Here is a 12,621-nt window from a genome sequence, read left to right on the forward strand (position 1 = left end):
ACGGCACAGCACCGCACCACTCGTCTCCCAACCGACCGCGTTGCTCACTCCTGGGACACCGTACTCGACCGGGGCGCGAACCCGGCCTTTTTGCGCATGTTTCTGGCTTGAGAGCGCGAGCAACCCGAGCGTCCCCCGCGAACGGAGGTGGTCACAGCCCGGTCGGGTGGTCGACGTAGGTCGTCTCCAGTCCCCACTCCGCGGCGAGCTCCTGCAGCGCCTGCACCCCGAAGGTCTCCGTGGCGTAGTGCCCGCCGAGAAAGACGTTCACGCCTGCGTCGCGGGCCTGATGGTACACCTTCTGTTTCCCCTCGCCGGTGATAAACGCGTCCACGCCGGCCTCGACGGCCTCCTCCAGCCAGTCGGCGCCGCCGCCGGTGACGACGGCCACGTCCCGGATCTCGTCGGGGCCGAAGTCGAAGTACTGGACGCCTTCGCCGCCGGTGTCGAGTTCGTCTTCGAGGACCGCCGCGAGTTCCTCCGGTGTGTACCCGTCCGGCGCTCGACCGCGCTGGCCGATGTTGACGGGCCCGATGGCGCCGAACCCCTCGCGGGCTTGCAGTCCGAGCACGTCGGCGACGCCGGCGGCGTTCCCCAGTTCGTCGTGGCCGTCGAGGGGCAGGTGCTGGGCGTACAGCGCGAGGTCGTTCTCGACGAGGGGTTCGATCCGGTCGTAGGCGAGGCCGGTCACGCGGTCGATACCGCCCCAGGAGAGGCCGTGGTGGACGACCAGCAGGTCCGCGCCGCGGTCGACGGCGGCCTCTATCGTCGCGCCCGCCGCGTCGACGGCGAAGGCGACGGTTTCGACCGACGCCGAATCGGGGCCGACCTGGAGGCCGTTGGCACTGGCGTCCACGTCGGCGTATTCGTCGGGCGAGCACTGCTCGTCGTACTTGCCGCAGAGCGTCGAGAGGTCCATACGTCACCGTTCGACGGACGAAGTGGTAGTGGTTGCGGCTTCGCGGGGGCCTCGCGAGTCGACGGCGTGGAAATCCGCGAGAGGGGGCGAGTGAACTGGAGGCGGACTCGGAAGAAAAACCTGACTCTGCGGGACGCCTACGAGTCGCTGCCGTACAGCTGGCCGTTCTCCTCGCGGAGGAGACCGTGCTCGACCGCGAGGTCGATCACCTTGTCGCAGTCGTCGCGGGAGACCTGATAGGCGTTGGCCGCGACGGTGACGAACTCGTCTCTGTCGACCGGGAACTCCCTGTTCTCCAGCAGGCGCATCACTTTCGTGTTCTCCAGGCGCGTCATCGACACGTCGCGCTGCTGACCGCTCGCGCCGTCGTCGGTCGTGCCGTCGCCGCTGGCGCCGGATCCGCCGTCGGCCGGCGACGCCGAGCCGCTGTCGGCTGTTCCGGCAGATTGGCCGCTCCCAGCGGAGCTACCACCGGTCCTGCTTTCGTCGTCGGTGCTCTTGTCGTCGAACGCATCGCCGGTGAGGGAACTCGAATCCGACGAGTCGTCGTCATCCTCGTCCGAGAAGGCTCCACCGGTGAGCGACCCGGTGTCGACCGGGCCGTCGTCCTCGCGACGGAAGCCGGCGCCGCGCGACTTCGTGTACTTCGGTTTCTTCGAGCGGTCGTCAGTCGAGTCGTCCGCCGAGTCGTCGTCTGCCGTCTCCGCGGGGTCTTCGGTAGCGTCGTCGTCCTCACCGATCGGGGTCAGGATGTCCTCGTCGTCGCCGAGCGTCGACTCCAGGTCGTCGCCGGAGGGCGGGGACTCCCCGGTTGCCGGAACGGCACCGTCGGAGCGTTCGTCGGTCGGTCGATCGGCGTAGGCAGCGTTCGCACCGGGTGCGACGTCGTCCGCGCCGTCTTCGACGGCGTCGAGGACGGTCCCGAGGACGGCGTCGAGCTTGCGCTGGCAGGTGACACAGAGGACGACGGTCTTCTGGGAGTCGGTGCTGGGGCGGAGCGTCGAGGGGACCACAGGGCGTTCTTCGAGCGTGGCGTCGAGGGCCGCGCCACAGAAGTAACACGACGAGAGTCGGTCCATGTCTCCACCCTGCATCCCGGCGGACGTAAAACGGTCGGTGCCGGCCGGCCAGCCCCGGCTCCGACTCCGGAGGCCGTCAGCGCCGTCGCCGCTCCGTCTATCGATCCGACGCGTGCGCGTAGACGAACGCGCGGAGCAGTTTCGCCGCGAGCACGGCCGACTGACCGTCGTCCCGGTCGTTGACCTCGACCACGTCGAACCCCTCGACCGACGGCGCGAGCTCGCGGACGATCCGCCGCCCCTCCCGGGGCGAGAGCCCGAACGGCTCCATCGTCCCGGTCCCGGGCGCGTAGCCGGGGTCGAACCCGTCGACGTCGATGCTCAGATACGCGGACTCGTCGTCGGCGAGGGAGGGGCGCCAATCGCTCACGTCGGCCGGCGCGACGACGGTCACGTCCGGCTCGCTCGCGCGCTCCCACTCGCCCTCGCTCCCGGTGCGAGCGCCCAGGATCACGGCGCGGTCGGCCACGTCGAGGGCGTGGCGGGTCACCGTCGCGTGGCTGAGGGGGTCACCAGCGTACGAGTCGCGGAGATCCAGGTGAGCGTCGACGCAGACGAACACGTCGGGGTCGACGGCGCGAACCCCGGCGACGGTCACGGTGTGCTCGCCGCCGACGACGAGCGGGACGGCGCCCTCTTCGCGGAAGTCAGAGAGCGCGCCGCGGAGGAAGGTGAGGTACTCGGCGACGTCGGCGGTCGGGCCGACGTCGCCGTGGTCGTAGACCGCGAGGGAAGAGAACCGCTGGTCGGTGTGGTGGTCGTAGTCGTCGAACTGCTCCGAGTAGTGGCGGACGCGGCGGGGGCCGAAGCGGGCGCCTGGCTCGAACGACGTCGATGCGTCGAGCGGCGCGCCGACGAGCGCGTAGTCGGCCTCCTCCCGCCGGGCGTCCGCGCCGGGGAACATCCTAAACGATCTTGCGCTGCTCTTCCATCTCGAGGTACTCGATCTCGTCGTCGGGCTCCATCGAGACGCCGTCGGGGAGGGCGAGCGTGAACGTGTCGAAGGTCTCCAGGTCCATGACCTGCGCCTCGTCGCCGGAGGTCGAGACGACCTGGCCCTGCTTGCGGTTGATGATCGGGACGCGGATCTTCGCGTCGACCGGCTGGGAGAGGCTGCGCTTCTTGCCGTCGAAGACGCCCTCGGCCTCGACGCGGGCCTTCGCGCTGCCGTGTTTGCCGGGTTTCGCCGTACTGTAGGCGTTGATCTTGCAGGGTGCGTCGTCAATCATGACGTAGCTCCCTTCGTCCAGATCGCGAACCTCGACCTGCTTCGTTGCCATACCGCGGCGTAAACGAGCGACCGGTATAAACGGTTTGGAACGCGTCTCCGGGCCGGAAACCCCGACAGGCCGCGCCAGCGCAGTGCCCACGGATCCCACACCGGCGAGCACCGAACGCGGCGATCCCGTGGGACGCCGACCGTTGGAGTCACGAATCCACGGCAGAAACCGTCACGCGGAGCGGCGGTCCTCGATAACTCGGCCCATTCGTTCGAGCCCGTCGGCCACCGTCGCCCGGTCGGCCCCGAAGCCGACCCGGACGTACCCCGGCCGGTCGAACGTCTCCCCGGGCGCGACGACGACCCCTTCCTCCACGAGCGCCCGACAGAACGCCTCGCTGGACTCGAACGCCTCGGGGACGGTCAGAAACCCGGTCGCGCCGGCGGGCAGGAGCCAATCGAGCCCGTACTCCTCGACGAACTCGGCCACCAGTTCGCGGTTCCTGCGGACGTGCGTCCGGTTCTCGGCCAGGAGTTCGTCCTCGCGCTCGATCGCCTGGCGGCCGACGTGCTGGCCGAATGCGGAGGGTGAGATCGTCGTGTAGTCCTTCCACTCCCAGGCGGCGGTGACGACCTCTTCGGGGCCGGCGAGCCAGCCGAACCGCAGCCCCGGCAGGCCCCAGCCCTTCGAGAGGCCGCACGTGCTGACGCCGTGCGGTCCCATGCCGGCGACGGGTTCGACCCGCTCGTCCGGCTCGGCCAGCGGTCGGTACACCTCGTCGGCGAGGAGGTACGCGTCGGCGGCGGCCGCCAGGTCGTAGACGGCGTCGACCATCTCCTGCGGATGGATCTTCCCGGTCGGATTGTTCGGGTTGTTGAGGACGATCAGCTCGGTGTTCGGCTCGATCGCGTCGGCGACGGCGTCGGGATCGAGCGTCCAGTCGGGCGCGGCGAGTTCGACGCGCGTCACCTCGCCGACCGCGGCCGGCAGCGAGTGCAGCGACTGGTAGGTCGGCGTGACGCAGACGGCGTGGTCGCCCCTGTCGAGCGTCGCGAGGACGGCGAGCAGGTTCGCCTCCTGCGTGCCGCAGGTGAAGAGGAGTTCGTCGGGGGCGCGGTCGTATCGGTCGGCGACCGTCGCCCGCAGGTCCGGGTCACCGTTCGTCGGTATCACGTACCCGAGCCGCCCGGGGTCGGTGTCGAAGCGGTCGGCCTCCAGCGGTCTGACGCCACTGTCCCCGAGGTTCACGGCCGCGCCGTGTTCGTGTTCCGCCAGCCAGCGTTCGAGCGCGAACGACTCGATGTCCATACCGGACACTGCGGCCGTCCGCGGGTTAAGCGTCCGGTCGGAGCGAGATTACTTTTGCTGGCCCTTGCCACCGCCCTTCCCGTTCCCCCTGCCCTTGCCGCCGTTCTTCCCGCGGCCTTTCCCCCTGCCCGGGCCGAAGTTCCCCGTCGTGACGACGCCGGGGTCGTCGTTCAAGTTCGACGTCTCGTCGACGACGCGCCCGGAGCCGAGTCGCAGGTCCGATCCGATACCGCTCGCAACGTCGTCGAGGTACGTCCGCTGTGCGGGCGGAGCGAGTCCGCTACCCATGAGGACGACCGCGCCGCCGTCGTCCGCGAACGACGACACCGCGTCGACCTCGTCGTCGGTGAACTCGTACATCGGCGCCGTGACGATCAGTGCCTTCGCGTCGTCGAGTCGCTCGGCGGCCGCCGACGAAGTCACGTCGTTGACCTGTTCGAACTGCGTGTCGAGCCCCTCCAGATAGCGCTGGTAGTAGGCGGCGTCCTCGCTGGACAGCGAGTAGTCGAGGTGGAACTGGTTGTGTCCGCCCTCGATCAGGACCGGCCCGTCGTCGTCCGCCAGTTCGTCGATCAGGTCGGTCACGAACGCGAAGTTGTCGTAGCCGGCGGTGTCGACCGGATACCCCTCCGCCGCCTCGTAGTCCTCGCTGATCAGGGGCGCGCCGAGGTACGCGACCCCGGCGCTCTTGTCAACGGCCGCGAGCGGAATCTCGCGGCGATACCTCGTGTCGGCGTCCCGCTGCTCGGCGCTGGACTCGGCGAACACCCGGACGTGACCCGGCGGCACGGTCCCCGACTCGCGGACGACGCTCGCCGGGTTCGGCGCGAAGACCTCCGCGACGGGCCCGTCGCGGATGGGCGGGGACTCCTCGGGGTTGCTCGCCGCCCAGAGGCCGGCCTCCTCCTCGCGGGCCGCGTCTTCGGCGGCCCAGAACTCGTCGTGGCGGCTGTAACTCGACCCGTAGACGCGGGCGTACCCCTCCCGGACCGCCTCCTCGTTGTACAGCGTCTCGCGGTCACCGTCGCCGGACCGGTCGTACTCCAGATAGCCGAGGATCCGGCCGAAGTCGTCGTACACCTGTGCCTTCGGGTCGAACGAGAGCGTCGCGCGCGTGCCGACCGGTAACTCCTCCGCGGCGAACTCGGCGGCCTTCGCGCCCCACGACGCGAGATACGGGTACTCGGCGTCGAGCGGGGCCGCGGACTGGTTGTCGCCGCTCCCGCCCTCCGGCGGCTGGGGAGCGTCGTCGGCGATGCCCTCCCACTCTTCCGGTCGTTCCGCGTCGGCCGCGCCCGATTTCTCGGGCGTGTCGATCCCGAGCACGCGGATCGACTTCTGTGGCCGGCCGGACTCATCGACGAAGGCCACGTCGACGGTGTCGCCGTCTGTCACGTCGACGACCTCGACCTCGTAGGTCTCGGTCGGGTCGAGGTCGAGTCTGAGTCCGTCGCGGTTCTCGAAGAACGGGAAGGAGTCGTCGAACTCGGTCGTCGTCGGGACGTACGGGGCGCCCGCGTTGTTGGTCTCGTCTTCGACCTGGTCGTCGTTGAACCGGAAACCGACGTCGAGGGCGGACGCGACGTCGTTCAGGTTCTCCGTTTGGTCGAAGTCACCGTAGTCCGACTGGTCGTGGAGGAAAACCGCGCCGCCGTCGTCGACGAACTGGGCGAGCGCCTCCGCCTCGCTGTCCGAGAACGACTCCGCGGGCGAGGTGATCACCGCGCCGTCGGCGTCCGAGAGGTCGTCGGCGAGACTCTCGGTCGCTTCGACCGCGTAGCCGTTGTCCTCCGCGTAGCTCTCGAACGTCGAGAACCCGGGACTGCCGTCGGCGTTCGACCCGTCGAGCGTGTAGTACTGGCCGTGGCTCTCGTCCCAGAGGACTGTCCCCGAGCCGACGAGGTCGTCCCACACGTTGAGGAGGAACTCCTCGTTGCCGAACCGGAAGTCCGTGCCGTCGGGCGCGAGCATCGCGCCGAAGCCCGCGACCGAGCCGTCGACGGCGACCAGCGGGATGGACTGGCCGTCCGCGTACTCGACGGCGTCGCCGTTTCCGTCGGAATCGACGTTCGTCGCCGTGCTCTCGGCCCACACCGCGACCAGCGAGCCGTCGGTCAGCGGTTCCCCCGCGGCGTCGAGCAAGCTCGACGTCGAGTCGAAGGCCAACTCCGGGATCGTCTCCGCCCCGAACACCCGGCCGATGCCGCGCTCGGCGAGGACGCCGCCCGCCGCCGTGACTGCCGTCGTTCGCATGAACATTCTCCGGTACACGGTGTCGTGTCGGAGGCGAAATACTTGTCACTTTATAATGTCTGCACGTGTGGATATATACCAGTCAAGAATCTGTCGAACGAGTTCCGTGCCTCCCGGAACGGTCGGGCCCCGCACTGACCACCCGACAACCTCATCGAACGACCCCTTCATATTAGAATTCTCATACTACTGTGGAACTGTTTAAATAGTTGCCGTGTATTTATACTATGGAAACATGTCTTCCGAAACAAACGACGGATTCCTGTACGGGGTGTATCGGAGCCGGGTCGGCGAGCCGACGACGCACGACGAGGTGCGCGGCTACTGGGTATTCCTGACGGGGCTCGTCCTCGGGACACTCGGGATCATCCTGTTCCTGCCGAGCACGTCCGCGGTCGGCAGTTCGGGGTTCACCATCCGCGAGGCGAGCGTCTTCATCGCGGCGATCGGGCTGGCGATGCTCGTCGCGGGGCCGGTCATCAGACTCCCCCTCCAGCCGTGGGCCAACTACGCGGCGTACCTCGGCCAGGTGGTCTGTTTCGCCGCGGCCGTCTGGTTCGTCCTGGTGTTCCCCTCGGGATGGAGCGTCCAGACGGGGAACCAGCCGGTTATCGTCCTCTACGCCGCAGGGCTCGCGATCATCACGCTCGTCGGCCTCGTCGCACCGCTGCTCAGTAGCGGGACGCACGAAGAACTCGCCGCCAGCGAGGGCCGAACGAACGAACTCGAATCCGAGCTGTCCGCGGTCCGCGACGAACGCGATCGCCTCGAAGACGAACTCGCACAGGCGCGCGAGGAGTCCGAGGCGGGCGCGACTGCCCAGTCGGACCTGCAGGCGACGCTCGACTCGCTGCGGACGAGCCAGGCGCGGTTCGAACTCTACGAGGACGCGGCCGAGCAGTGGCGCTGGCGGCTCCGCCACCGCAACGGCAACGTCGTCGCCGACAGCGGCGAGGGGTACACGCGCAAGCACAACGCCCAAAAGGGCATGCAGAGCGTCCGGCGGAACGCCCTCGGGGCGACGACGCTGCTGTTCGAGCGCGAGGCGGAACTCCCCGACGAGGAAGCGGACTTCGAACCCGTCGAGGAACAGGAGAGTCAGGGGACCTTCGAACTCGAAGAAGACAGCGCCGGCGAGTACCGCTTCCGGCTGCGCCACGACAACGGCAACATCCTGGGCGACGGCGGCGAGGGCTACTCCTCGCGCAGTAACGCCAAGCGCGCCGTCGCCCGCGTGCGCGAGTACGCCGGCCCGGCCGACTACCTCTGGTTCGACCCGACCGGCTTCGAGGTGTACCGCGACGCGGCCGACGAGTGGCGCTGGCGGCTCGTCCACCGCAACGGCAACATCCTCGCCGACGGCGGCGAGGGGTACACCCGTCGCAACGACGCCAACCGGGCCGTCGACCGCATCCGCGAGAACGTCGACGACCTCGAGTTCGAGGTCTACGACGACAACAGGGGCGAGACCCGCTGGCGCCTCCACGGCGCCAACGGTCAGATCGTCGCCGACAGCGGCGAGGGATACAGTTCACGCGACGAAGCGGACGAGGCAGTCGACCGCGTGCGCGAGTACGCGCCCGAAGCGGACGTCCTCGAAATCGGTCGCGCGGCGTTCGAGATCTACGAGGACCGCGGCGGCGACCACCGCTGGCGGCTCCGCCACCGCAACGGGAACATCCTGATGGACAGCGGCCAGGGGTACGCCGATCGGTCCGGCGCCCGCGACGGCGTCGAGAGCGTCAAGCGCAACGCGCCGAACGCCGACCTAGACGAGTAGTTCCCTCGGGAGACGGATCGGCCACGTTGTAGGCGGTCGTGTCCGGTTCCGTCCGCCCATTTTCTGCACGGCAGTGCAGACCCCAGGCTGCCCCCGGGTTCCGTGATTCAGACCCCACAGCCCGCACCTCGACTCATCACGTCGGTCCGCGAGAAAATGCTCCGTCTGGGATTTGAACTCGATGCCAGACCTCGCTGTCCTCGGTCTGCCGTAGTTCAAATCCCAGCCATGCGCGTCTTTCTTCGTCACTTCGTTCCGCAGAAGGATGCTCCGTCTGGGATTTGAACCCAGGTCATCGGCTCGAAAGGCCGAAATGATTGGCCGGACTACACCAACGGAGCCCACGACGCGTCGACGTCGTATTTTGGAGATTGGACCGGTGGTATAAAAACTCGTCTCTCTCGGTCGCGTGTGCGGACGACTCCCGTGGGCCGTCCGCGCGGCCGGTCACCAGTGGGCGACGAACATATTCGCAGCGGTTCCGGACGGCCGGGAACGCGCTGGCCGGTATATGTGTGAGACCCGGCGAGTTACGGGTGTAGATGACCAGCATCGATCCATCCAGACGGAAGCTGTTACGGGTCGCGGGCGTGGCTATCGCCGGCGGTGCGATCGCCGGCTGTTCGGCCGCACCGGGCGAGTCGTCGGACTCGGGCGGTGACGGCGGATCGGACGGCGGTGACGGGAGTTCCGACGGCGGGACGCCGGAACCCACGCAGTCCGGCGGCGGCAGTTCGAGCGGGGAGTGGACCGAGACGAGCACGGTCGAGATGACCGACGAGCTCGGGTTCGAGCCCAAGCAGATCCAGGTCGAGGCCGGGACGACGGTCACCTTCGAGAACGTCGGCAGCATCGGCCACACCGTCACGGCCTACGAGGACGAGATCCCGGACGGCGCGACGTACTTCGCGTCCGGCGAGTTCGACTCCCAGCAGGCCGCCTCGGAGGGCTACAGCAGCGAGCAGGCGGGGAACGTCCCCGCCGGCGAGTCCTACGAAGTCACGCTCGAGACGACCGGGACGTACGAGTACTACTGCATCCCCCACGAGATGAACGGGATGGTCGGCTCAATCAAGGTGGTCTAACTATGAGTGACGACAACACCGATGCGGACCGGTTCGTCGAAGAGCACGAGCGACAGATCAACGACCTGCTGCAGGAAGTCGAGGATCCGGCGGAAGCCGCGTCCGACGAGGAGGGGTTCTCGATGCAACTCGGTGGGCTCGAACTCGGTCGGCGCGACTTCGTGAAGGCTGGTGCCGCGACCGGTCTCGCGAGTGCCGCCGGTGCGCTCGCGGGCTGTCAGACGGCGCTGCCGGACAGCGCGACGCCGAGCGACAGCGGCGGGAGCGGCTCGCAGGGCTCGTCGGCCAGCCACAGTCACGTCGTCGCCCCGGGCGAGAAAGACGAGTACTACGGCTTCTGGTCCGGCGGGCACTCCGGGGAGATCCGCGTCATCGGCATCCCGTCGATGCGCGAACTCCAGCGCATCCCCGTGTTCAACACGGAGTGCGCCCGCGGGTACGGCTACGACGACCAGTCGACGGAGATGCTTGAGAACGAGGGCGGCGGCTACACCTGGGGCGACAACCACCACCCGAACCTCTCCGAGACGGACGGCGACTACGACGGCGAGTACCTCTACGTCAACGACAAGGCCAACGGTCGCATCGCGCGAGTCAACCTCAAGTACTTCGAGACGGACGCCATCGTGGACGTCCCGAACGTGCAGTCGGTCCACGGCTGTACAGTGCTTTCGCCGGACACGAAGTACGTCCTCGGGAACGGCGAGTTCCGGACGCCGCTGCCCAACGACGGCCGCCACGTCAACGACCCCGACAAGTACACCGCGCTGTTCTCGGCGGTCGACCCCGAGTCGATGGAGACGGTCTGGCAGGTGAAAGTCGACGGCAACCTCGACATCGTCGACACCGGCAAGGAGGGCCGCTGGGCCATCGCCTCCTGTTACAACAGCGAGGAGGCGGTCGAGATCCAGGGGATGACCCGCGACGACCGCGACTACGCGAAGGTCTTCGACATCCCGGCCATCGAGGACGCTGTCGAGAACGGCGAGTACGAGGAGGTCAACGGCGTCCCCATCGTCGACGGCACGCGCGAGAGCGACCTGAACCAGGGCGACGATCCGCTCGTGCGCTACGTCTCGACCCCGAAATCGCCCCACTGCGTCGAGGTCGGCCCCGACGGCAAGTACGCCTTCATCGCGGGCAAGCTCTCGCCGACGGTGACGATGCTCGACCTCGACAAGATCGGCGAGGTGGACGACCCGACGGACGCCGTCGCCGGCCGACCGAAGGTCGGTCTCGGGCCGCTGCACACCACCTTCGACGGCAACGGCCACGCGTACACGAGTCTGTTCATCGACTCGCAGGTCGCCAAGTGGGACATCGAGGAGGCGGCGAACGCTGAACTGGGCTCGTCGGACCCGGTCATCGAGAAACAGGACGTCCACTACAACCCCGGGCACATCCAGGCGCTGGAAGCGATGACGACGGACCCGGACGGCGAGTGGCTCGTCTCGCTGAACAAACTCTCGAAGGACCGGTTCCTCCCAGTGGGGCCGATCCACCCCGACAACGACCAGCTCATCCACATCGGCGACGGCGAGAAGGAGATGGAACTGGTCGCGGACCACCCGGCGTACCCCGAGCCCCACGACTGCATCTTCGCCCACAAGGACAAGATCGACCCCGCGACGACGTGGGACAAGGCCGACTACGAGGGCGAGAAGCCCTACATCGCCGAGGAGGACTCGGGCGTCGAGCGCACGGGCGAGCAGTCTGTCCACGTCAAGGCGTCCTCGAAGCGCTCGGAGTACGGCATGTTCGACTTCACCGTCAAGGAGGGCGACGAGGTCCGCCTGACGATGACCAACGTCGAAGGGGTCCGCGACATCATCCACGGCGTCGCCATCCCCGAACACGACGTGAACCTCGCCATCGCCCCGCAGGACACCCGCGAGGTGACGTTCGCGGCGGACGACCCCGGCGTCTACTGGATCTACTGCACGTACTTCTGCAGCGCGCTGCATCTGGAGATGCGCTCGCGGATGATCGTCGAACCGCGCGACTGACCGAGCGGCCCCGTCCAGCGACCCCCGAGCCGCGCGGGTTTCACCGCTCCGCGGCTTCTCGCGACAGGCGAATCGCACGCTGACCGCCCCCGACACGCCGAAGCCGACCCCCAGCATCGCGGTGACATCAATGCAATACGACCCACCTGACCTCGGCGAGTTCACGCAGCTCCGACGCGCCCTGCCGGTCGCAGCGGCGGCGCTGTTGCTCGTCGCCCCGATCCTGCCCATGTGGCACATCGTCGTCGACGCCGTGCAGTACCCGGACACGACGCTCCGACTGCATCTGCACGCCTACCCGTTCATCGGCGGCGACTACGAGGAGATGGCCTCGCTGAATCACTACATTGGGTTCTACTACCCGGACCCGGTGTTCTGGCAGCCCAACTACGAGCCCCACCCGAACGCGATCAAGGTGCCCGAGTGGTCGCTCGGACCGTTCGCGTTCGCGGCGCTCGCCCTCGCCGGCCTGTTCGTCGCGCTCGCCCCCGACGGCGACCGACTCAGGCGGGGACTCAAATACCAGTTCGTCGGCTCGGTCACCGTGCTGACGGTGATGCTGGCCGACATCCAGTTCCGCCTCTACCAGGCCGGCCACACGCTCGACCCCGACGCGCCGGTGATGGGCGTCGACGGGTTCACCCCACCGCTGTGGGGGAAATACGAGGTCGCCAACATCACCAGCTACTCCCGGATCGGTATCGGCGCGTACGTCACCGGCGTCGCCATCGGACTGCTCGCCGTGGCGTTCTACTACCGCGACTCGTCGGCGACGCTCGGCGACCTGCCCGACCGCGTCGGCGGCCGCATCGAGGACGCTCGCGAGTGGTTCGACGAGCACACCGTCGGCGACGACGAGTGGACTGAGGACCGCGAGTTGCACGAGGGCGACGACGACGGCGAGGGCGTCCGAGCCAGCGGCTCTGACCCCGACGCCCCGTCGAGATCCGACCGCAGCGGAGGTGACTGAC

Annotated in this window: 10 protein-coding genes and 1 tRNA gene; 4 read left to right on the plus strand and 7 right to left on the minus strand. The window is 68.2% G+C overall.

The window, feature by feature from the left end:
- Positions 1-151: 151 nt before the first annotated feature.
- The 6 genes from ACMGFH_RS06460 to ACMGFH_RS06485 form a co-directional block, all read right to left on the minus strand.
- Positions 152-919 (minus strand): Nif3-like dinuclear metal center hexameric protein, encoded by a 768-nt coding sequence (locus ACMGFH_RS06460; protein ID WP_415382031.1) that lies wholly within the window; start codon positions 917-919, stop codon positions 152-154.
- A 137-nt stretch (positions 920-1,056) separates the two neighbouring features.
- A complete protein-coding gene (locus tag ACMGFH_RS06465) occupies positions 1,057-1,998 on the minus strand; it encodes a hypothetical protein (RefSeq protein ID WP_415382032.1) in 942 nt (313 codons plus the stop codon).
- 97 nt (positions 1,999-2,095) lie between these two features.
- Positions 2,096-2,902, minus strand: a complete 807-nt coding sequence (gene speB, locus ACMGFH_RS06470; protein WP_415382034.1) for an agmatinase — start codon at positions 2,900-2,902, stop codon at positions 2,096-2,098.
- Position 2,903: 1 nt separating this feature from the next.
- The gene (locus ACMGFH_RS06475) at positions 2,904-3,278 is read right to left on the minus strand and encodes a translation initiation factor IF-5A (protein WP_415382035.1); all 375 of its coding nucleotides are present in this window, start codon (positions 3,276-3,278) and stop codon (positions 2,904-2,906) included.
- A gap of 171 nt (positions 3,279-3,449) precedes the next feature.
- On the minus strand, positions 3,450-4,526 hold the full coding sequence (locus ACMGFH_RS06480; protein ID WP_415382036.1) for an aminotransferase class I/II-fold pyridoxal phosphate-dependent enzyme: 1,077 nt from the start codon (positions 4,524-4,526) through the stop codon (positions 3,450-3,452).
- A gap of 48 nt (positions 4,527-4,574) precedes the next feature.
- On the minus strand, positions 4,575-6,779 hold the full coding sequence (locus ACMGFH_RS06485; RefSeq protein WP_415382037.1) for a DUF4350 domain-containing protein: 2,205 nt from the start codon (positions 6,777-6,779) through the stop codon (positions 4,575-4,577).
- Between the two features lie 235 nt (positions 6,780-7,014).
- On the opposite strand from ACMGFH_RS06485, the gene ACMGFH_RS06490 reads away from it, so the two are divergent.
- A complete protein-coding gene (locus tag ACMGFH_RS06490; RefSeq protein WP_415382038.1) occupies positions 7,015-8,559 on the plus strand; it encodes an HVO_2922 family protein in 1,545 nt (514 codons plus the stop codon).
- A gap of 266 nt (positions 8,560-8,825) precedes the next feature.
- Here the strand turns inward: ACMGFH_RS06490 and ACMGFH_RS06495 are convergent.
- Positions 8,826-8,900, minus strand: a tRNA-Glu gene (locus ACMGFH_RS06495).
- Positions 8,901-9,101: 201 nt separating this feature from the next.
- Between ACMGFH_RS06495 and ACMGFH_RS06500 the strand changes: the two genes are divergently transcribed.
- The 3 genes from ACMGFH_RS06500 to ACMGFH_RS06510 all read left to right on the plus strand — a co-directional run bounded on the left by ACMGFH_RS06500 (position 9,102) and on the right by ACMGFH_RS06510 (position 12,620).
- Complete coding sequence (locus ACMGFH_RS06500; protein WP_415382040.1) at positions 9,102-9,644, plus strand: plastocyanin/azurin family copper-binding protein; 543 nt, start codon at positions 9,102-9,104, stop codon at positions 9,642-9,644.
- 2 nt (positions 9,645-9,646) lie between these two features.
- Positions 9,647-11,650: a TAT-dependent nitrous-oxide reductase gene (gene nosZ / locus ACMGFH_RS06505; protein WP_415382041.1), complete on the plus strand. Its 2,004-nt coding sequence runs from the start codon at positions 9,647-9,649 to the stop codon at positions 11,648-11,650.
- Positions 11,651-11,780: 130 nt separating this feature from the next.
- Positions 11,781-12,620, plus strand: a complete 840-nt coding sequence (locus ACMGFH_RS06510) for a hypothetical protein (protein WP_415382042.1) — start codon at positions 11,781-11,783, stop codon at positions 12,618-12,620.
- Position 12,621 lies beyond the last annotated feature (1 nt).

Origin of the sequence: Halosimplex rarum (assembly GCF_047715405.1) — an archaeon.
Taxonomy (GTDB): domain Archaea; phylum Halobacteriota; class Halobacteria; order Halobacteriales; family Haloarculaceae; genus Halosimplex; species Halosimplex rarum.

Excerpts from the sequence above, each read along its gene's own strand:
- ACMGFH_RS06500 (WP_415382040.1), top strand. The coding sequence starts at position 9,102 with ATGACCAGCATCGATCCATCCAGACGGAAGCTGTTACGGGTCGCGGGC.
- ACMGFH_RS06465 (WP_415382032.1), bottom strand. The coding sequence starts at position 1,998 with ATGGACCGACTCTCGTCGTGTTACTTCTGTGGCGCGGCCCTCGACGCC.
- ACMGFH_RS06475 (WP_415382035.1), bottom strand. The coding sequence starts at position 3,278 with ATGGCAACGAAGCAGGTCGAGGTTCGCGATCTGGACGAAGGGAGCTAC.
- ACMGFH_RS06485 (WP_415382037.1), bottom strand. The coding sequence starts at position 6,779 with ATGCGAACGACGGCAGTCACGGCGGCGGGCGGCGTCCTCGCCGAGCGC.
- ACMGFH_RS06490 (WP_415382038.1), top strand. The coding sequence starts at position 7,015 with ATGTCTTCCGAAACAAACGACGGATTCCTGTACGGGGTGTATCGGAGC.
- ACMGFH_RS06510 (WP_415382042.1), top strand. The coding sequence starts at position 11,781 with ATGCAATACGACCCACCTGACCTCGGCGAGTTCACGCAGCTCCGACGC.
- ACMGFH_RS06460 (WP_415382031.1), bottom strand. The coding sequence starts at position 919 with ATGGACCTCTCGACGCTCTGCGGCAAGTACGACGAGCAGTGCTCGCCC.
- speB (WP_415382034.1), bottom strand. The coding sequence starts at position 2,902 with ATGTTCCCCGGCGCGGACGCCCGGCGGGAGGAGGCCGACTACGCGCTC.
- ACMGFH_RS06480 (WP_415382036.1), bottom strand. The coding sequence starts at position 4,526 with ATGGACATCGAGTCGTTCGCGCTCGAACGCTGGCTGGCGGAACACGAA.
- nosZ (WP_415382041.1), top strand. The coding sequence starts at position 9,647 with ATGAGTGACGACAACACCGATGCGGACCGGTTCGTCGAAGAGCACGAG.